General features: G+C 71.4%; 20 protein-coding genes. 12 read left to right on the forward strand and 8 right to left on the reverse strand.

Going from position 1 to position 18,430, the window contains the following annotated elements:
* Nucleotides 1-68: 68 nt before the first annotated feature.
* The 6 genes from ISP_RS13280 to ISP_RS13305 all read left to right on the forward strand — a co-directional run bounded on the left by ISP_RS13280 (nucleotide 69) and on the right by ISP_RS13305 (nucleotide 5,468).
* A complete protein-coding gene (locus ISP_RS13280) occupies nucleotides 69-1,157 on the forward strand; it encodes an acyl-CoA dehydrogenase family protein (protein WP_013224380.1) in 1,089 nt (362 codons plus the stop codon).
* Between the two features lie 5 nt (nucleotides 1,158-1,162).
* The gene (locus ISP_RS13285; protein ID WP_014466834.1) at nucleotides 1,163-2,317 is read left to right on the forward strand and encodes an acyl-CoA dehydrogenase family protein; all 1,155 of its coding nucleotides are present in this window, start codon (nucleotides 1,163-1,165) and stop codon (nucleotides 2,315-2,317) included.
* Nucleotides 2,314-3,222: a bifunctional MaoC family dehydratase N-terminal/OB-fold nucleic acid binding domain-containing protein gene (locus tag ISP_RS13290; RefSeq protein WP_013224382.1), complete on the forward strand. Its 909-nt coding sequence runs from the start codon at nucleotides 2,314-2,316 to the stop codon at nucleotides 3,220-3,222. The genes ISP_RS13285 and ISP_RS13290 overlap by 4 nt, the downstream gene beginning before the upstream one ends.
* The gene (locus ISP_RS13295) at nucleotides 3,219-3,605 is read left to right on the forward strand and encodes a MaoC family dehydratase (RefSeq protein WP_013224383.1); all 387 of its coding nucleotides are present in this window, start codon (nucleotides 3,219-3,221) and stop codon (nucleotides 3,603-3,605) included. The genes ISP_RS13290 and ISP_RS13295 overlap by 4 nt, the downstream gene beginning before the upstream one ends.
* Complete coding sequence (locus ISP_RS13300) at nucleotides 3,602-4,771, forward strand: lipid-transfer protein (protein ID WP_013224384.1); 1,170 nt, start codon at nucleotides 3,602-3,604, stop codon at nucleotides 4,769-4,771. The genes ISP_RS13295 and ISP_RS13300 overlap by 4 nt, the downstream gene beginning before the upstream one ends.
* Before the next feature lie 148 nt (nucleotides 4,772-4,919).
* Nucleotides 4,920-5,468 carry a DUF5134 domain-containing protein gene (locus tag ISP_RS13305; RefSeq protein WP_013224385.1) on the forward strand — a complete coding sequence of 183 codons (549 nt, stop codon included), beginning with the start codon at nucleotides 4,920-4,922 and terminating at the stop codon, nucleotides 5,466-5,468.
* A 99-nt stretch (nucleotides 5,469-5,567) separates the two neighbouring features.
* Here the strand turns inward: ISP_RS13305 and ISP_RS13310 are convergent, their stop codons facing one another.
* The 6 genes from ISP_RS13310 to kstD are packed head-to-tail and all read right to left on the reverse strand — an operon-like array spanning nucleotide 5,568 to nucleotide 11,011.
* Nucleotides 5,568-6,020 carry a riboflavin kinase gene (locus tag ISP_RS13310; protein WP_013224386.1) on the reverse strand — a complete coding sequence of 151 codons (453 nt, stop codon included), beginning with the start codon at nucleotides 6,018-6,020 and terminating at the stop codon, nucleotides 5,568-5,570.
* A gap of 50 nt (nucleotides 6,021-6,070) precedes the next feature.
* Nucleotides 6,071-6,922, reverse strand: coding sequence for a MaoC/PaaZ C-terminal domain-containing protein (locus tag ISP_RS13315; RefSeq protein ID WP_013224387.1), 852 nt, complete (start codon nucleotides 6,920-6,922; stop codon nucleotides 6,071-6,073).
* 10 nt (nucleotides 6,923-6,932) lie between these two features.
* A complete protein-coding gene (locus ISP_RS13320) occupies nucleotides 6,933-7,967 on the reverse strand; it encodes a ferredoxin--NADP reductase (RefSeq protein ID WP_013224388.1) in 1,035 nt (344 codons plus the stop codon).
* On the reverse strand, nucleotides 7,960-8,217 hold the full coding sequence (locus ISP_RS13325; RefSeq protein WP_013224389.1) for a hypothetical protein: 258 nt from the start codon (nucleotides 8,215-8,217) through the stop codon (nucleotides 7,960-7,962). Before ISP_RS13325 ends, ISP_RS13320 begins: the two co-directional genes overlap by 8 nt.
* Nucleotides 8,214-9,350, reverse strand: coding sequence for a Rieske 2Fe-2S domain-containing protein (locus ISP_RS13330; protein WP_013224390.1), 1,137 nt, complete (start codon nucleotides 9,348-9,350; stop codon nucleotides 8,214-8,216). Before ISP_RS13330 ends, ISP_RS13325 begins: the two co-directional genes overlap by 4 nt.
* Complete coding sequence (gene kstD / locus ISP_RS13335) at nucleotides 9,347-11,011, reverse strand: 3-oxosteroid 1-dehydrogenase (protein WP_013224391.1); 1,665 nt, start codon at nucleotides 11,009-11,011, stop codon at nucleotides 9,347-9,349. Before kstD ends, ISP_RS13330 begins: the two co-directional genes overlap by 4 nt.
* A gap of 123 nt (nucleotides 11,012-11,134) precedes the next feature.
* Between kstD and ISP_RS13340 the strand changes: the two genes are divergently transcribed.
* From ISP_RS13340 to ISP_RS13365, 6 genes are all read left to right on the forward strand, one after another.
* A complete protein-coding gene (locus ISP_RS13340) occupies nucleotides 11,135-12,736 on the forward strand; it encodes an FAD-binding protein (RefSeq protein WP_013224392.1) in 1,602 nt (533 codons plus the stop codon).
* 34 nt (nucleotides 12,737-12,770) lie between these two features.
* Nucleotides 12,771-13,934 (forward strand): 3-hydroxy-9,10-secoandrosta-1,3,5(10)-triene-9,17-dione monooxygenase oxygenase subunit, encoded by a 1,164-nt coding sequence (hsaA, locus tag ISP_RS13345; RefSeq protein ID WP_013224393.1) that lies wholly within the window; start codon nucleotides 12,771-12,773, stop codon nucleotides 13,932-13,934.
* Nucleotides 13,934-14,779, forward strand: coding sequence for a 4,5:9,10-diseco-3-hydroxy-5,9,17-trioxoandrosta-1(10),2-diene-4-oate hydrolase (hsaD, locus tag ISP_RS13350; protein ID WP_013224394.1), 846 nt, complete (start codon nucleotides 13,934-13,936; stop codon nucleotides 14,777-14,779). The genes hsaA and hsaD overlap by 1 nt, the downstream gene beginning before the upstream one ends.
* On the forward strand, nucleotides 14,779-15,690 hold the full coding sequence (gene hsaC, locus ISP_RS13355; protein ID WP_013224395.1) for an iron-dependent extradiol dioxygenase HsaC: 912 nt from the start codon (nucleotides 14,779-14,781) through the stop codon (nucleotides 15,688-15,690). Before hsaD ends, hsaC begins: the two co-directional genes overlap by 1 nt.
* Nucleotides 15,687-16,226: a 3-hydroxy-9,10-secoandrosta-1,3,5(10)-triene-9,17-dione monooxygenase reductase subunit gene (hsaB, locus tag ISP_RS13360; protein ID WP_013224396.1), complete on the forward strand. Its 540-nt coding sequence runs from the start codon at nucleotides 15,687-15,689 to the stop codon at nucleotides 16,224-16,226. Before hsaC ends, hsaB begins: the two co-directional genes overlap by 4 nt.
* Nucleotides 16,227-16,354: 128 nt before the next feature.
* Complete coding sequence (locus tag ISP_RS13365) at nucleotides 16,355-16,954, forward strand: Rv1733c family protein (RefSeq protein ID WP_013224397.1); 600 nt, start codon at nucleotides 16,355-16,357, stop codon at nucleotides 16,952-16,954.
* A 2-nt stretch (nucleotides 16,955-16,956) separates the two neighbouring features.
* Here ISP_RS13365 and ISP_RS13370 read toward each other — a convergent pair whose 3' ends face one another.
* Complete coding sequence (locus ISP_RS13370) at nucleotides 16,957-17,211, reverse strand: Smr/MutS family protein (protein ID WP_013224398.1); 255 nt, start codon at nucleotides 17,209-17,211, stop codon at nucleotides 16,957-16,959.
* Between the two features lie 150 nt (nucleotides 17,212-17,361).
* Nucleotides 17,362-18,423 (reverse strand): MBL fold metallo-hydrolase, encoded by a 1,062-nt coding sequence (locus ISP_RS13375; protein WP_013224399.1) that lies wholly within the window; start codon nucleotides 18,421-18,423, stop codon nucleotides 17,362-17,364.
* Nucleotides 18,424-18,430 lie beyond the last annotated feature (7 nt).

Raw genomic sequence — 18,430 nt, forward strand, 5'->3', positions numbered from 1 at the left:
GCCGTGCCCACCCTTTCCGGTTAAGACTAGAACAGGTTTCAATATTGCGCCCGATCCGGAGGACAGGCGTGGACTTCGCCCTTGACGATACGCAGACCGAGATCGCCGCCCTCGCCGCGAAAGTGCTCGGTGATTTCCGGGGCCCGGGAGGCGACCCTCCGCAGCGGGCGGTGGAGAGCGGCCCCTGGCGCGCCCTCGCCTCGGCGGGCCTGCTCGCCCTGGCGCTGCCCCCGGAACTGGACGGCGACGGCCTGGGTGTCGCGGAGGTCGCCCAGGTCCTGACCGAGGTCGGCCGGGCCGCCGCGCCGGTGCCCGCCTACGCCGCCCTCGCCCTGGGTGTCCTGCCGATCGAGTCGCTCGGGACGCCCGCCCAGCGCGCCCAGTTCCTGCCGCCGGTCGCGGCCGGGGAGGCGCTGCTCACCGCGGCCCTGAACGAGCCCTCCGCTCCGCTGGTCGCCGAGCCCGCCGCGACCGCCCGGGCCGGAGACGGGAAGTGGCTGCTCAGCGGCGTGAAGACCGCGGTCCCGTACGCCGCCGAAGCCACCCGGATCCTCACCCCGGTGACCACCGCGCACGGCAGTGCCGTCTACCTCGCCGACCCGCACGCCGACGGCGTGACGCTCGTCCCGACACCCACCTCCGCCGGGACGCCGGAGTACACCGTCCGGCTCGACGACGTCGCCGTCGAGGAGACGGACCTCCTGTTCGACCGCGGCGCCGTCGCGGCGCTGCACCGGTTCGCGCTGGCCGGCGCGCTGACCTTCGGTGACGGCCTCCTGGCCGGCGCGCTGGCGCTGACCGTCAAGCACGTCGGCGAGCGGACCCAGTTCGGCCGGCCCCTCTCCGCCTTCCAGGCCGTGGCGGGCCAGATCGCCGACGTCTACGTGGCCGCGCGGACCGTGCACCTCGCCGTGACGTTCGCGGTGTGGCGGCTGGCTTCGGGACTCGACGCCGACGCCGAACTGGACGTCGCCGCCTACTGGTTCGCCTCGCGGGCCCCGGAAGCGCTGGCGACCTGCCACCACCTGCACGGCGGGGTCGGCGTCGACGAAACCTATCCGCTGCACCGGTATTCGTCGGCGGTCAAGGATCTCGGCCGGACGCTCGGCGGGGCCGCGCACCGGCTCGGCCGGCTCGGCGAACGAGTGGCGGGGTGAGGCGGATGCACGTCGAACTGACTACGGCGCAACGACAGCTGCGCGCCGAACTGCGCGAATACTTCGCGGGCCTGATCAGCCCCGAGGAACGCCGGGCGATGCGGCGCGAGCGGCACGGGCCGGTGTTCCGCGAGATCGTCCGCCGGATGGGCCGCGACGGCCGGCTCGGTGTCGGCTGGCCGGTCGAATACGGCGGCCAGGGCTTCGGCGGGATCGAGCAGCACCTGTTCGTCGACGAGGCCGCGCGCGCCGACGTCCAGCTGCCCTCGGTCACGCTCCAGACGGTCGGGCCGACACTGCAGGAATTCGGCACCGACGAGCAGAGGTCCTTCTTCCTGCCGAAGATCCTGGCGGGGGAGATCCACTTCGCGATCGGGTACAGCGAACCGGAAGCGGGCACCGATCTCGCGGCGCTGCGGACGACCGCGGTGCGCGACGGTGACGAATACGTCGTCAACGGCCAGAAGATCTTCACCACCGGCGGGCACGACGCCGACTACGTCTGGCTCGCCGTGCGGACCGCGCCGGACGCGCCCAAGCACAAGGGCATCTCGATCCTCATCGTCGACACGCGCGACCCCGGCTACTCGTGGACGCCGATCATCACCTGCGACGGCGCCCACCACGTCAACGCAACGTACTATTCGGACGTCCGCGTGCCGGTGAACCGCTTGGTGGGGCAGGAAAACGCGGGCTGGCGGCTGATCACGACGCAGCTCAACCACGAGCGCGTCATGCTCGGGCCGGCCGGGCGGATCGGCGGCCTGTACGACCGCGTGCGCGCGTGGGCGAGCGCGCACGGCCTGCTGGACCTCGCCGACGTGCGGGCCGTGCTCGCCGAGGCGCTGGCCGTCACGCGGGTGAACGAACTGCTGAACTGGCAGGTCGCGGTGTCCTCGGCGAGTGCGCCGGTGGGTGTCGCCGACGCGTCGGCGACCAAGGTGTTCAGCTCGGAAGCCATCCAGCGGATAGGCCGGAGCCTCGAGGAAGTCGTCGCGCGCCACGGCGATCTCGCCGATCCGGACACCGCCGAGCTCGCCGAATGGCTGGACCTCACCGCCAAGCGCAACATCGTGCTGACCTTCGGCGGGGGCGTCAGCGAAATCCAACGGGAGCTGATCGCCTCGATCGGCCTGGGCCTGCCGAGGGTGCCGCGATGACCATCGAAGAAGCCGCCGCGGCGATCGCCGCGCAGGGGGAGTCCGCGCCGCGGCTCGCCCGGGACCCCGTCAACCAGGCCATGGTCAACAACTGGGTCGAGGCGATCGGGGACCGCAACCCGGTCTACACCGACCCGGAGTACGCCGCCGCGAGCGTCCACAAGGGACTCGTCGCGCCGCCCGCGATGGCGCAGGTGTGGACGATGAACGGCCTGCACGGCACCCGGGCGGACGACGACCCGCTCGGCGCGATGATGGCCGTGCTCGACGAGGCCGGGTTCACCTCCGTGGTGGCCACGAACTCCGAGCAGACCTACCACCGGTACCTGCGGCCGGGTGAGCACGTGGCGGCGGCGACCCGCTTGGAGACGGTCGTCGGCCCGAAGCGGACGGCGCTGGGGGAGGGCTGGTTCGTCACCACCCGGACGACCTGGTCCGTCGGCTCCGAAGCCGTCGCCGAGATGGTGTTCCGGGTCCTGAAGTTCCGGCCGCCGGCCCCGAAGCCGCCGCCGGCGCCGGTGCTGCGGCCGGTGATCAGCCGGGACACCGAGTTCTTCTGGGACGGCCTTCGCGAGGGTGAGCTGCGGATCCAGCGCTGGGGCGAAACGCTGCGGCACCCGCCCGGGCCGATGCCGCCCGACGGCTCGCTGGACACCAAGCCCGACTACGTCGTCGCCAGTGGCCGCGGGACCGTGTACTCCTTCGTCGTGCACCACCACCCGCCGGTGCCGGGCAAGGAACTGCCGTTCGTGGTGGCCCTGGTGGAACTGGAAGAAGGGGTCCGCGTGATGGCCGAGCTCCTGGACGCCGCCCCGGAGGAGGTCCACATCGGACTGCCGGTCGTCGCGGCGTTCGTCCGGGTCGACGACGACCTGACCCTGCCCGCGTGGAAGGTGGCCCGATGACCGTCGCCGAAGGGACCGAACTGCCGCCGCTGACGATCGAGGCGACACCGACGTTCGTCGTCAGCACGGCGCTGGCGACCCGCGACTTCCAGGACGTCCACCACGACCGCGACTCGGCCGTGGCCCGCGGCTCGAAGGACATCTTCCTCAACATCCTCACCGATACCGGCCTCGTGCAGCGGTTCGTCTCGGAGTGGGCCGGGCCCGAAGCGCTGATCCGGTCGGTCAAGATCCGGCTCGGCGTGCCCTGCTACGCCTACGACACGCTGACGTTCACCGGCCGGGTGGTCTCGCGCACGGGCAACGACGTTGTCGTTTCGGTGTCCGGTGTGGACAGTCTCGGCGAGCACGTCGCCGGCACCGTGGAGGTGACCCTCCCGTGACGCTCTCGGGCCGGGCGGCCATCGCCGGGATCGGTGCGACGGAGTTCTCCAAGGACTCCGGGCGCAGCGAACTGCGGCTGGCGGCCGAATGCATCTCGCACGCCCTCGCCGACGCGGGGCTGTCGCCATCCGATGTGGACGGACTGGTGTCGTTCACCATGGACGGCAACGCGGAGATCGCCGTCGCGCGGGAACTCGGCATTCCGGAACTGAAGTTCTTCAGCCGCATCCACTACGGCGGGGGTGCCGCGGCGGCGACCGTGCAGCAGGCCGCGATGGCGGTGGCGACCGGCGTCGCGGACGTCGTCGTCGCCTACCGGGCGTTCAACGAGCGGTCCGGGCACCGTTTCGGTCAGGTGTCGTCCGCGGCGGCCGGCCAGGTCAACTCGTCGGGGGTGGACAACGCGTTCCACTACCCGATGGGCATCGCGACGCCGGCGGCGACGGTGGCGATGGTGGCCCGGCGTTATCTGCACGACTACGGCGCGACGAGCGAGGACTTCGGGCGCGTCGCGGTCGTCGACCGCAAGCACGCGGCGACCAACCCGAACGCGTGGTTCCACGGCCGGCCCATCACCCTGGAAGAGCACCAGGCGTCACGCTGGGTGGCCGAACCGCTGCACCTGCTCGACTGCTGCCAGGAGAGCGACGGCGGCGTCGCGCTGGTCGTCACGAGCCTTTCGCGGGCGCGTGAGCTGGCGCGGCCGCCGGCGGTGATCGCGGCGGCGGCGCAGGGGAGCGGGCCGGACCAGTACGTGATGACCAGCTACTACCGCGACGACCTGGCCGCGCTGCCGGAGATGGGGGTCGTGGGCCGGCAGCTATGGGCGCAGTCGGGACTCGGACCGTCCGATGTGGACGTTGCGGTACTGTACGACCACTTCACGCCGTATGTGCTGATGCAGCTGGAGGAACTGGGGTTCTGTGGTCGCGGCGAAGCGAAGGACTTCATCGCCGACGGGGCGTTGGAGCTCGACGGCGCGCTGCCGCTCAACCCGCACGGCGGACAGCTCGGCGAGGCCTACATCCACGGCATGAACGGCATCGCGGAGGGCGTGCGGCAGATCCGCGGGACGGCGGCCAACCAGGTCGCGGGCACGTCCCGGGTGCTGGTCACGGCGGGAACGGGCGTGCCGACGAGCGGACTCATCCTGACGGGTGACTGAGTGTCACCTCAATGACGGCTGGTGCCCGGCCGGCGTGGGTGTCACGGTGGAGACACCACTGTGACCTCCGGGGCTTCGCCCCGGGCCGGGGGCTCCGCCACCCGGAACCCCCAAAAGCAACTTGCGACGGAGAGTGAGGCCGGACGCGATGGCGGTCGACTGGGCGCTCACGGCGGTGTTCGCGGCGCTGGTGCTGCCGTGCGTACTGCGGCTGGTCCGCCTCGACTACGTGCGCTTGGGCCACCGGGTCCGCCACGGCGACCTGGCCGAGCTGCTGCTGGTGGTGGCGATGGTGGCGATGGTCTCCCCGGTCGGCGGTCCGATCCCGGCGGCGGGCTGGCAGGCGGTCCTGGCGCTCACGACGGGCTGGTTCGCGGTCGCCTGGTGGCGGACCCGCACGTGTGCCCACCACGCGCTGTCGGCGGCGGCGATGCTCTACATGGTGACAGCGATGCCCCACGGCGGCCGGGACCACGGGCCGTGGTTGACGATGTCCGCCATGGAGGCCCGGCTGGCGTTGCCGCTGATAGCGGTGGTGGCGGCGGGGTATTTCGTGCTCGACGCGGCGTGGTCCGGGGTGCTGGTGGTCCGCGGCTCGGCGGCCGTGCGGGCGGATTCAGGTCAGGCGTCGCGTGCGGTCTGCCGCACCGTCATGGGCGCCGGGATGGGCTACATGCTGCTGGCCTCGGCTTTGTGAGCCCACGCTTTGTGAGCACGGCACCGAGAGGTCCCCGGCCTGGGGCCCCCGGATTTCACGTTACCGGAGACCACCGACAGTTTCGGGCCGCGGCAGACTTCAGCTCGCGATCCGCCGGACCTCGCCCAGCGCGCTTTCCCCGGGCTCCGGCAGCGAAGCCGCCGGGTGCTCGGCCGTCCACCGGGTGGCCGCCGCGATGTCGTTCTTCAACGCCGTGATCAGGTCCTCCGCCGAGGCGTACTTCTCCTGCTGGCGCAAGTGGGACCCGAGCCAGACCACCAGCGTCTCGCCGTACAGGTCGCCGCTGAAGTCCAGGACGTGGGCCTCCAGCAGGCGGTACCCGTCCGCGCCGTAGTACGTCGGGCGGCGGCCGACAGAGATCGCCGCCGGGAGGCGGGCACCGTCCGCGCGGCCGATCCAGCCCGCCCACACGCCGTCGCCCAAGGAGCCGTCCTGGTCGCGCAGGGCGATGTTCGCCGTCGGAAAACCCAGCTCGCGGCCGCGCTTGTCGCCCGATTCGACCGTTCCCCGCACCACGAAGTATTCCGGCATTCGTCCTCCCGAGGTCTCCCCACCACGGTAGCGGCCCCGGCCGCGCCGGCTCACGAAGTGGGCACGAGCACCGTGTCCGCCAGCACCGGCGCGTCGTCCCGCTCGGCCGCCGACGTCGTCACCAGCAACCGGCCGTCATCCGCGCGCCACACCCGGATCCGCAGCGTCTCGCCCGGGAACACCACCCCGGCGAACTTCGCCGCGAACGACGCCACTCGCGCCGGGTCGCCGTCCAGGAACTCGTTCACCAGCACCCGCGCCACGATCCCGTACGTGCACAGCCCGTGCAGGATCGGCCGGTCGAACCCCGCCGCCCGCGCGAACGCCGGGTCCGCGTGCAGCGGGTTCCGGTCACCGCACAGCCGGTACAGCAGCGCCTGCTGCGGCAGCGTCGGCGTCTCGAGAACCAGATCCGGCGAACGCGTAGGCCAGTCGATCCGGTCCGAAGGCCCGCGCGAGCCGCCGAACCCGCCCTCGCCGCGGGCGAAGATGCTGGACCGGGCCGTCCACAGTGGATCACCCGAGGACGACGTCACTGAAACCTCCTGGATCACCACCGCGGCCTTGCCCTTGTCGTACACGTCCGCGATCCGCGACCGCGCTACCGCCTTGCCTGACGTCGGGATCGGCTGGTGCAGGGTGATCTCCTGCTTGCCGTGCAGCACCTTCGCCAGGTCGATCTCCACCCCGGGGAACGACACCGCCGGCGGGTCGAACACGCGCAGGTTGGCCGCGACCGTCGCGAACGTCGGCAGCACCACCAGGTCTTGCTCGTAGGTGTAGCGCAGCTCGTCCGGGCCCGCGCCGAGCGCGAGGTGGTACAGCAGCACGTCCGACGACGTCCAGGCGAAGCTCACCTCGCCGATCTCGGCGCCGATGGCGACCGCGGGATCGATGGGCACGGGTGGCCTCCTATTCGTAGCTGATCGAGACCTCGTCGGTGACCGGCAGCGACTGGCAGGCCAGGACGATGCCGTCCGCCATGTCCTCGGCGTCGAGGACCTCGTTGTGCAGCATCTTCACCTCGCCCGAGACGACCCGGCACGCGCACGCGCTGCATTGTCCCTCGCGGCACGAATAAGGCGCATCCACGCCCTCGTCCAACAGCCGGTCGAGGAGTTTTCGCTGCCGCGGCCAGGCCAGCGTCCGCGTCGAGCCGTCCAGTGACACCGTCAGCGCCGCCGGCGCCTCGTCCGAAGCCGGCTCCTCGGCGACCTCGGCGACCTCTTCGAACGGGTTCCCGGTCAGCGACGTGAACTTCTCGACGTGCACCCGGCCCCGCGGCACGCCGAGCTGCCCGAGCGCCTCCCGCACCGCCGCCATGAACGGCGCCGGCCCGCACAGGAACGCCTCGTACGACGTGTACGCCGAAGCCAGCCCGCGCAGCTGCGAAACGTCCGGCAGGCCCTGGACGCTCTCCAGCCAGTGCACGACGACCAGCCGGTCGCCGTAGCGCTTGGCCAGCGACGCCAGCTCGCCCGCGAAGATCACCGAGCGCTCGTCGCGGTTCGCGTAGACCAGCACGACCCGCCCGGACCCGGTCTCCAAAGCCGTTTTCAGGATCGCCATCACCGGCGTGATGCCGCTGCCGCCGGCGAACAGCAGGAAGTCCTCGTCCACCGACGCCGGGCAGAACACCCCGGCCGGCGCCAGCACATCGACCTGCATCCCCGGCTTCAACGACGAGCAGACCCAGCTCGAGCCGTACCCGCCGTCGGTCCGCTTGACCGTCACCTGCACGCGGTTCTCGTGCGGCGCGCTCGACAGCGAATAGCACCGCGCGACCGAACCGGTGCGGTCACTGGGGATCTTCAACGTCAGGAACTGCCCCGCGGAATACGAGAAAGCGGACGCGTGCTCGGGTGGGATCTCGAAGACCACCGATCGCGCGTCCGGCGTTTCGACGACGACGTCGGCGACGGTCAGCGTGTAGACCCGCTCAGCCATCGGCCACCGCCAGCGTGCCCTCGCGCACCGCGTCGGAGATGCTGTCGGCCAGCTTCGGGCACGTGTCGAGCAACGCCGACGGGCCGTCGGTGTCCGCGAACACCGGGCAGGTGTCGGCGGGCCGGGACGTCCACTGGATGCTCGTGTGCTGGATGCTGTTCTTCTTCACCAGCACGCACGTCCCGCAGCTGCGGCACTGGTGCGGCCGCAGCCCGCCCGACAGGAACTCGGTCTGCTCGGCGGTCGTCACACTTCCGCCTCGGTCTTCTGCCGCGCCAGGTTCTCGGCCACCTCCGCCGCCCACGCCTCGTTCGCCTTCGTGGTGTCCACTTCGAACTCGAACCGTTGCGTCATGTCCTCGGTGACGTCGGCGGCGTCGACGTAGAACTGCTGGTACCACCGGCGAAGCTGGTAGACCGGACCGTCCTCTTCGCACAGCAGCGGGTTGTCGATCTGCGTCTTGTGCTTCCAGATCTCGACGTCCTGCAGGAACCCGGCGCCGATCCCGCGGGCCAGCTTCGCGGCGATCTTGTCCGCGTGCTCGTCCGAGATGCCCGGCGGCTTCCGCACCTTCATCCCGTACTGCAGCACGAACGACGTCGGCGTGACGGGGTAGTGGCAGTTGATGAGCACGCTCTCGATCTCGTAGCCCTGGAACGAGTTCACCAGCTTGTTGATCATGTACGACGGCCCGAAGTACGACGCCTCCGACCGCAGCAGGTTTTCCTCGCCGCCGTAGTTCGAGGCCATGCCCATGTCCGGGCGCCCCTTGGTGTTGAGGTACTGCGTGGCGATGTGGCCTTCGAACACGTTCTTGAAGTACGTCGGGTAGGCGTAGTGAATGTAGAAGAAGTGCGCCATGTCCACGACGTTGTCGATGATCTCGCGGCAGTTGGAACCCTCGATGAAGATCTCGTCCCAGGTCCAGTTGCTCCACTCGGTGCTGTCGGCCGCCTCGATCAGGGGGATCGCCAGCTCGTCGGCCGGCGGGTTGCCCTCCGGGTCGTGCCAGACGAGCAGCTGGCCGTTGCGCACCTCCGACGTCCACGACCGCGTCCGCGCCCGCAGCGGAACCCGCTTGGCGTAAGGGATCGAGACGCACTTGCCCTTGCCGTTCCAGCGCCAGTCGTGGAACGGGCAGGCCACCTCGTCGCCCTTGATGCTGCCCTGGGTGAGGTCGCCGCCCATGTGCCGGCAGTAGCCGTCGAGCACCTGCAGCTCGCCGCGCGAGTCGGCGAACACCACGAGCTTCGTGCCGAACGCCGTGATCGCGTGGGGTTTCCCGTCGCGGAAGTTCTCCGCCAGGCCCAGGCAGTGCCAGCCGCGGGCGAACCGGGTCGGCGGCTCACCGGCGTAGATGGTGCGTACCGAATCCTGCGTCATCGCTGCCCTCCCGTGGTCCCTCGATCTTCGTGCGCCAGCCGCGTCGCCGCAAGGTAGCCGAACACCATGGCGGGCCCGATGGTCGCGCCGGGCCCGGCGTAGGTCCGGCCCATGACGGCCGCGCTGGCGTTGCCCGCGGCGAACAGCCCCGGCACGGCCGAGCCGTCTTCGCGCAGCACCTGCGCGTGCTCGTCGGTGCGCAACCCGCCCTTGGTGCCCAGGTCGCCCGGGACGATCTTCACCGCGTAGAACGGCGCCTTGTCCAGGGGACCGAGGCTGGGGTTGGGTTTGTTGCGCGGGTCGCCGTAGTAGTGGTCGTACTTGCTGACCCCGCGCTGGAAATCCTCGTCGACGCCTCGGCGCGCGAAGCCGTTGAAGCGCTCGACCGTCGCTTCCAACGACTGAGCCGGGACGTCGATCTTCGCCGCCAGCCCGGCCAGCGACGACGACTTCGCCGCGATCCCGGCCTTGAACCAGCGGCCGGGCAGCGGCTGGCGCGGCCCGATGCCGGTGAACATGTACCGGTCCTTGTAGCGCTGGTCGAACAGCAGCCAGGTCGGGATGTGCTCGCCGGGCCCGTCTCCGGGACCGTACATCGCGTGCACGGCCTCGACGTAGGGCGCCGACTCGTTGACGAACCGCTCGCCGCGCGCGTCGACCATGATGCTGCGCGGCCGCGACCGCTCGGCGAGCGCGAACCACGGCCCGCCGGTGAGCGGCAGCGACGGCCCCCACCAGGCGTCGTCCATCAGGTCGAGTGCCGCGCCCAGCTTGAGGCCGGCCGTGATGCCGTCGCCGGTGTTGGCGGCCGCGCCGACGGTCCAGTCGACGCCGATCGGGGCCCGCTGGTACTTCTCGCGCATCTCGAGGTTCCGCTCGAAGCCGCCGCTGGCCAGGATCACCCCGCGCCGGGCTCCGACGACGCCTTGCGAGGTGACCACGCCGGTGACGCGGTCGCCTTCGACCTGCAGATCGATCAGGGGCGTGTTCAGCCGGACTTCGACCCCGGCCTTCGCCAGGCCCACCCGCAAGCCCCCCGCAAGCGCTTGCCCCATGCTCAGCAGCTGTTGCCCGCGGAGTTTTCCGACCAGCCACTGCCGGCCCAGCGACAGCAGCCGGAGTGCCCCGCGCGGGTGCCGGGCCAGCAGGCTCAGCCAGCGGTAGTCGGCCTGGGTGATCGGCACGCCGAGCGGGGGAGCGCTGTACGGCGGTTCCAGGTGGGCCAGCTCGGCGCCGAGCAGCTTGCCGTCGAAGGCGGCCGGTTCGACTGAGCGGCCGCCGGGCCGTCCGCCGGGGGCCTCGGGGTGGTAGTCGCTGTAGTCGCGGACCCAGCGGAACTTCAGCGGCGTGTGGTCGCAGACGAACCGCAGCACTTCGGGGCCGTGCGCGAGGAACGTGTCGCGCCGGACGGCCGGGACGACGTCGCCGACGATCGAAGCCAGGTACTCGCGCGCCCGCTCGGGTGGTTCGTCGATCCCGGCGGCACGCAGGGCGTGGTTGCCGGGTAGCCAGACGCCGCCGCCGGAGCGGGCGGTCGAGCCGCCGAAGCAGGCCGCCTTTTCCAGGACGATGACGCTCAAGCCGTTGTGGGCCGCGGCCAGCGCGGCGGTCATCCCGGCGGCGCCACTGCCGACCACGACGACGTCGAACTGCTCCGTCATGCCACCTCACTTGTAGGGCGTTCCGGGGAACACTTGTAACGTGTTCCACAGGACGAGTCTCCAGTTGAGAGCCGCTTTCGGTCACGATAGACGAGAACGTGTTTCAGTTCTAGGGTAGCGACCATGGACGCACTAGTCGCGGACGTGGTCATCGTGGGGTTCGGGGCGGCCGGCGCCTGTGCCGCCCTCGAAGCGGCCGACGCGGGCGCCGACGTCATCGTCGTCGAGCGCTTCGCCGGGGGAGGGGCCAGCGCGGTCAGCGGTGGCGTCGTCTACGCCGGCGGCGGGACCACGCAGCAGCTCGACGCGGGCGTCGACGACTCCGTCGACGCGATGTACGCCTACCTGCGGCGGGAAACCGGGGACGTCGTCTCCGAGCGGACGCTGCGGCGGTTCTGCGAGGGCAGCCGCGAAATGATCACCTGGCTGGAGGGCAACGGCGTGCCGTTCGAAGGCAGCCTGTGCCCGTACAAGACGTCGTACCCCAGCGACCAGCACTACCTCTACTACTCCGGCAGCGAGGCGGCCGGCGGGTTCCGCGACGCGGCGAAGCCGGCCGCGCGCGGTCACCGCGTCAAGGGGCCCGGGACCTCGGGGAAGATGCTGATGGCGCGGCTCAAGGCGGCCGTGCGCGCCCGCGGCGTCCGGGTGCTGACGCAGACGACCGCCCAGACCCTGATCCGCGACGACGCCGGCCGCGTCACCGGCTTGGTCGTCGACACCCTGAGCGACGCCCCCGCGTCGGTGCGGGCGCGGCACCAGCGCTTCGCGCAGTACGCGGCGAAGCCCGGGATCTACGTGCCGTCGCTGCGCAAGTCGCTGCACCGGCGGGTCGAGCGGTTCGAGCGGTCGCACGGCCGTGAGCTGCGCATTTCCGCCCGGCGCGGGGTCGTGCTCGCCGCCGGCGGGTTCATCGCGAACCGCGAGATGGTCCGCGAGCACGCGCCGGAGTATCGCGGCGGGCTCGCGCTCGGCACGTCCGCCGACGACGGCTCGGGCATCCGGATGGGCGTCGAGGCCGGCGGGGCGACCGGCGAGCTGGGCCGGATCTCCGCGTGGCGGTTCGTCACCCCGCCCAGCGCGTTCCTCGGCGGGATCATCGTCGACGCCGCGGGCCGGCGGGTCATCGACGAGTCCCGCTACGGCGCCGCGGTCGGCGAGAAGCTCATCGAGGAGCACGGGAGCAAGGGCTGGCTGCTCGTCGACGCGCCGATCGTGGCCGAGGCGCGCCGGGACGGCCGCAAGCAGAGCCAGTGGTTCCAATGGCTTCAGCTGCGGTACCTGCTGCGCCGCGGCCGGGTCGTGGGGGAGACGGTCGAAGAGGTGGCGCGCAAGGCCGGCGTCGACCCGCAGGGGCTGCGCGCGAGCGTCGAGGCCTACCACGGCGACCGGGATCCGGTGGGCAAGCCCCTCGAGTTCGTGCGGCGCCTGGACAACCCGCCGTATTCGCTCATCGACATCTCGGTGCGGCCGAACCTCGGGTACCCGACGCCGATGCTGACCCTCGGCGGCCTGGTCGTCGACGAGGACACCGGCGCGGTGCGGAGCACGGCGGGGCAGCCCGTCCCGGGGCTGTACGCCGCCGGCCGCACCGCCGTGGGACTCTGTTCCAGGTCGTACGTGAGCGGTCTCTCGCTGGCCGACTGCGTTTTTTCCGGCCGCAGGGCAGGGATCAACAGTGCCCTGGCGCAGGGCGTTCTCGACAAAAACGAGAACGTGTTCTAGTCTCTCAGGAAGTGGAAACGAGAGAGGACTGCGCATGAGCGAGCAGGTGATCGCCGGGGTCCGGGACCTCCTGCCGGTCCTGCGGGAACGGGCCCAGGACACCGAGGACGCGCGCCGCGTCCCCGAGGAGTCCGTCAAGGCCCTGCAGGAGACCGGGTTCTTCAAGCTGCTGCAGCCGACGCTCCACGGGGGCTTCGAAGCCGACCCGGTGAGCTTCTACACCGCGGTCAAGCTGATCGCGAGCGCGTGCGGGTCCACCGGCTGGGTCGCCTCCATCCTCGGCGTCCACCCGTGGCACGTGGCCCTGTTCGACGCGCAGGCGCAGCAGGAGGTCTGGGGCGAGGACCAGGACGTGCGGATCTCCTCGTCGTACGCGCCGATGGGCAAGGCCGAAGTCGTCGAAGGCGGCTACCGGCTGTCAGGCCGGTGGAGCTTCTCCTCCGGCTGTGACCACTGCACGTGGGTGCTGCTGGGCGGGCCGGCGTTCAAGGATGGCAAGCCGGTCGACTTCTGCACGTACCTGCTGCCGATCGCCGACTACTCCATTGTGGACGTCTGGGACACGATCGGCCTGCGCGGCACCGGCTCGAACGACATCGTCGTCGAGGACGTCTTCGTGCCGCAGCACCGGGCGCTGAGCTTCATCGCGACGTCGAAGTGCAAGGTGCCGGGCCAGGCCGTCAACCCCGGCCCGCTGTACCGGCTCCCGTACGGTTCGGTGCACCCGAGCACGATCACCGCGCCGATCATCGGCATGGCCCAGGGTGCCTACGACGCGCACGTCGAGCACCAGCGCAAGCGCGTGCGGGCCGCGTACGCCGGTGAGCAGTCCAAAGAGGACCCGTTCGCCAAGGTGCGGATCGCCGAGGCGGCCAGTGAGATCGACGCGGCCTGGCTGCAGCTGACCCGCAACATCGAGGAGCTGTACGAACTCGCCAAGCGCGAGGAACGGCTGCCCAGCGACCTGCGGCTGCGCGTCCGGCGCGACCAGGTGCGCGGCACCGAACGTGCGATCTCGGCGATCGACCGGCTCTTCGAGAACTCCGGCGGCCGCGCGATCCAGCGGGGGACGCCGATCCAGCGCTTCTGGCGCGACGCGCACGCGGGCCGCGTCCACGCGGCCAACGACGCCGAGCGCGCGTACGTCATGTTCGGCACCGGGGTCTTCGGGCTCCCCGTCGAGAACGCGATGTACTGATGGCCGCTCCCGAAGGCAAGTACGTCCAGGCGGGCTCGCTGAAGCTGCACTACCACGAGGCCGGCGCCGAGCACGCCGAGACCGTGATCCTGCTGCACGGCGGCGGACCGGGCGCGTCGGCTTGGAGCAACTTCGGGCGCAACCTGCCGGAGTTCGCCAAGCACTACCGCACGATCGCCGTCGACCAGCCCGGCTTCGGGCGGTCGGACAAGCCGGCCGAGCACCCGCAGTACTTCCGGCACAGCGCTGACGCCGTCGCCGTGCTGATGGACGCGCTCGGCATCGAGCGCGCCCACTTCGTCGGCAACTCCCTGGGGGGAGGGGCGTCGGTCCGGTTTGCGTTGAACCACGGCAAGCGGGCCGGGCGGCTGGTGCTGATGGGGCCGGGCGGGCTGAGCGTCAACCTGTTCGCGCCCGACCCGACCGAAGGCGTCAAGAACCTCGGGCGGTTCGCGGCCAAGCCGTCGCGCGAACGCATGGAGGCCTTCCTGCGGATCATGGTCCACGACCAGGCGCTGATCACCGACGAGCTGATCGACGAACGCTTCGCCGCCGCGAACACGCCCGAGTCGCTCGCCGCCATGCGGGCGATGGGGATGTCGTTCGCGCAGCCGGACAGCTACGAAGAGGGCCTGCTCTGGCGCGAGGCGCACCGCCTGCGCCAGCGCGTACTCTTGATCTGGGGCCGCGAAGACCGCGTGAACCCCCTGGACGGCGCGTTGCTCGCACTCAAGACGATTCCACGCGCGCAGCTGCACGTGTTCGGCGGCTGCGGGCACTGGGCCCAGCTGGAGAAGTTCGACGAGTTCAACCGGCTGGCCCTCGACTTCCTCGGGAGTTCCTGATGGGCATCCGGTCACTGGGCTACCTCCGCATCGAAGCCACCGACATGGCCGCGTGGCGCGAGTACGGGCTCAAGGTGCTCGGCATGGTCGAAGGCAGCGGCACCAACCCGGACGCGCTGTACCTGCGCATGGACGACTTCCCCGCGCGGCTGGTCGTCTCCCCGGGCGACGCGGACCGGCTGGCCGTCACCGGCTGGGAGGTCGCCCACGCGGGCGAGCTGGCCGAGCTGCGGTCCCGATTGGACAGTGCGTCGGTGCCCTACAAGGAGGGCACGCCCGACGAGCTGGCCGATCGCCGCGTCGACGAGCTGATCAGCTTCGAGGACCCGTCCGGCAACACCCAGGAGGTGTTCCACGGCGTCGCGCTGCAGCACCGGCGCGTGGTCAGCCCGTACGGCCACACGTTCGTCACCGGCGAGCAGGGCCTCGGCCACGTCGTCTTGTCCACAAAGGACGACGAGGCGTCGCTGCGGTTCTACCGCGACGTGCTCGGCTTCCGGCTGCGCGACTCGATGCGCCTGCCGCCGCAAATGGTCGGGCGGCCGGCCGACGGGCCGCCCGCGTGGCTGCGGTTCTTCGGCTGCAACCCGCGCCACCACAGCCTGGCGTTCCTGCCGATGCCGACGCCGAGCGGGATCGTGCACCTGATGGTCGAGGTCGAGAACACCGACGACGTCGGCCTGTGCCTCGACCGCGCGATCCGGCGGAAGGTGCCGATGTCGGCCACGCTCGGCCGGCACGTCAACGACCTGATGCTCTCGTTCTACATGAAGACCCCCGGCGGCTTCGACGTCGAGTTCGGCTGCGAAGGCCGCCAGGTCGACGACGACAACTGGATCGCCCGCGAGAGCACCGCGGTTTCGCTGTGGGGCCACGACTTCTCGGTCGGCGCGCGGCCCCCGGGCGCATGACGTCCGTGGCGGTCGACCAGACCGAGTTCCGCAGTGTGCTCGGGCACTTCTGCACGGGCGTCACGGTCGTCACCGGCCGCGACGGCGACACTCTGGCCGGGTTCGCCTGCCAGTCGTTCGCCGCGCTGTCGCTCGACCCGCCGCTGGTGCTGTTCTGCCCGGCCCGGACGTCACGGACCTGGCCGGTGCTGGCCGCGGCGGGCCGGTTCGCGGTCAACGTGCTGGCCGAGGACCAGCAGGAGATCAGCGCGGTGTTCGGCGCCCGCGGCGAGGACAAGTTCGCCCGGGTCGGCTGGACCCCCGCGCCGTCGGGCGCCCCCCTGCTCGACGGCGCGCTGACCTGGATCGACTGTGCACTGGAAGCCGTCCACGAAGCCGGCGACCACTACGTCGTGATCGGCCGGGTGACCGCGCTGGGCGCGCCGTCGGAGGCCCGCCCGCTGCTGTTCCACCGCGGCCGGTACGCGGTCACCGAGCCGGCCCGCGACGCGCTCGCGGCCCTGATGCCCTGGCCCCGCCCCGACGACTGGCTGTAACCGGGGTAGCTCCACCGGGTGGTTGTGCACGGATTCACAGGTGGGCCGCATCCCATTCGCGAGAGAAAGCCGAGCCCCGGCGCGCACACTGTTACCGAGAAGACATCTTCCCGGGAGGTGCGGTGCGCATGCGTGGGTCCAGCGGGCGGATCGCCCGGTTCCGGCGCCGGTTGCTGCCGGGCCGAAACCCCCTGGCCCGGGCGGGCGACCGCGTCGAGGCGTTTCTGCTGCTCCTCGCCGTCGCCGGTGCGTTGCTCGCAATACCCTTCGCGGCGGCGTTCGGCTCCGAGACGTACGGGGCGCAGACGGCTCGCGCGGCGGAGGAGCGCACGACCCGCCACCCGGCCACGGCCGTCTCGCTCGCCGCGGCGTCCAGCCCGTCGTACAGCACCGATGGCGCCGGCGCCCCGGCCGCCCAGACGACGGTCCCGGCGGCCTGGTTCGACGCGCGCGGCACCCGCCACACCGGCGACGTCCTCGCCGACCCGGGCAGTCCGGCGGGCACCCGCGTCGCGGTGTGGCTCGACCAGCACGGCGAGCTGACCGGCGAGCCCCTGTCCGCCTCGACCTCGGCGGCCGACGGCGTGTTCGCGGCGATCCTGCTGTGGGCCGTGATCACCGGCGCACTGGCGGGGCTCTACGGCGCCACCCGGTTCGTGCTGGCCCGCTTCCACGCGGCGGCCTGGGACCGGGCCTGGTCCGCAGCCCGCCATGACAGCCGGTTCTGAGGTCACTTCCAGCGGAAGTGCACGAACACCCGGCCGAAGTTGTCCTTGTCCTTCTCGACCCGGTGGTAGAGCGCCTTGACGTCCTTGCGCTCGAGGAACCGCAGGACGTGCTTCTTCAGCTGACCCGACCCCTTGCCGGGGATGATCTCGACGAGCGGCGCCTTCTTGGCGACGGCCTCGTCGATGATCGCGCGCAGGGCCCGGTCGATCTCGCCCCCGCGGTTGTAGACGTCGTGCAGGTCCAGCTTCAGCTTCACACGCCCTCCCGGGCTCGACGCCGTGCGGAAACAGCCGACACGCGTGATTGACGGGTCGACACGCGTGATCCACGGGTCGACACGGCGGCGGGCCGTGTCGGCGCCCGATCACGCGTGTCGGCTTGCTGATCACGCGTGTCGGCTGCCGGGTCACAGCGCTTGCCACCAGCCGTCCACCGCGGGTGGCTCGGCCGCGTCGATGCGCTCGCCCGGGCGGGGGATCGCCAGCGGGAGGTCGGCCTCCTTCGCCTCGCTCCACACGCGGTCGGCCGGCTCGCCCCACGGGTGCATCGCCAGCTGGAACGTCGCCCAGTGGACCGGGACCAGCAGCTTCGCCCGGACGTCGAGGCCCGCCGCGACGCCCTCCTCCGGCGTCATGTGGATGTCCGGCCACAGCGGGGCGTACGCGCCGATCTGGATCAGGGCCGCGTCGAACGGGCCGTGCTCCGCGCCGATCGCCGCGAACCCGTCGAAGTACCCGGTGTCACCGCTGTAGAACACCCGGTGCTCCGGGCCCAGCAGGGCCCACGACGTCCACAGCGTGTCGTCGTTCGTGATGCCGCGGCCGGAGAAGTGCTGGGCCGGTGTCGCGACGAACCGGACGCCCGCCACCGTCGCCTCTTCGTGCCAGTCGAGCTCGATGATCCGCTCGGCCGGGACGTGCCAGCGCTCCAGGTGCGCCCCGACGCCGAGCGGCACCAGGAACGGCGCCTCGGACGACGTCACCAGCGCGCGGACCGTCGCCAGGTCGAGGTGGTCGTAGTGGTCGTGCGAGATGACGACCGCGTCGATCCGGCCGAGGGCCGACAGCGGCACCGGCGGCTCGTGCAGCCGTCGCGGGCCGGCGAACGCCGCGGGGGAGACCCGGTCGCTCCACACCGGGTCGAGCAGCACGCGGGCGCCGTCGAGCTCGACCAGCGTGGACGCGTGGCCGTACCAGGTCAGGTGCAGGCCGTCGGCCGACTCGACCGGCGCCGCCGCGACCAGCGGCACCGCGCCGGCCGGTTTGCGCAGCTCACGGTGCTCGCCGAAGAACATCTCGCGGAAGATGGTGCGCATCGACGCCGCGGTCATCGGGTGCCGCGGCGCCGCGTTGCGGAACACCTTGCCGTCGAACTGGGGCGAGGAGCGGACCCGCTCGGCCCGCGCGCCGGTGGCCTTCGCGCCGAACGCCGCCGGCAGGTCGCGCAGGGCCGCGATCGTTTTCCTCATGCCCCGA

The organism is Amycolatopsis mediterranei (genome assembly GCF_026017845.1).
In the GTDB taxonomy this organism is placed as follows: domain Bacteria; phylum Actinomycetota; class Actinomycetes; order Mycobacteriales; family Pseudonocardiaceae; genus Amycolatopsis; species Amycolatopsis mediterranei.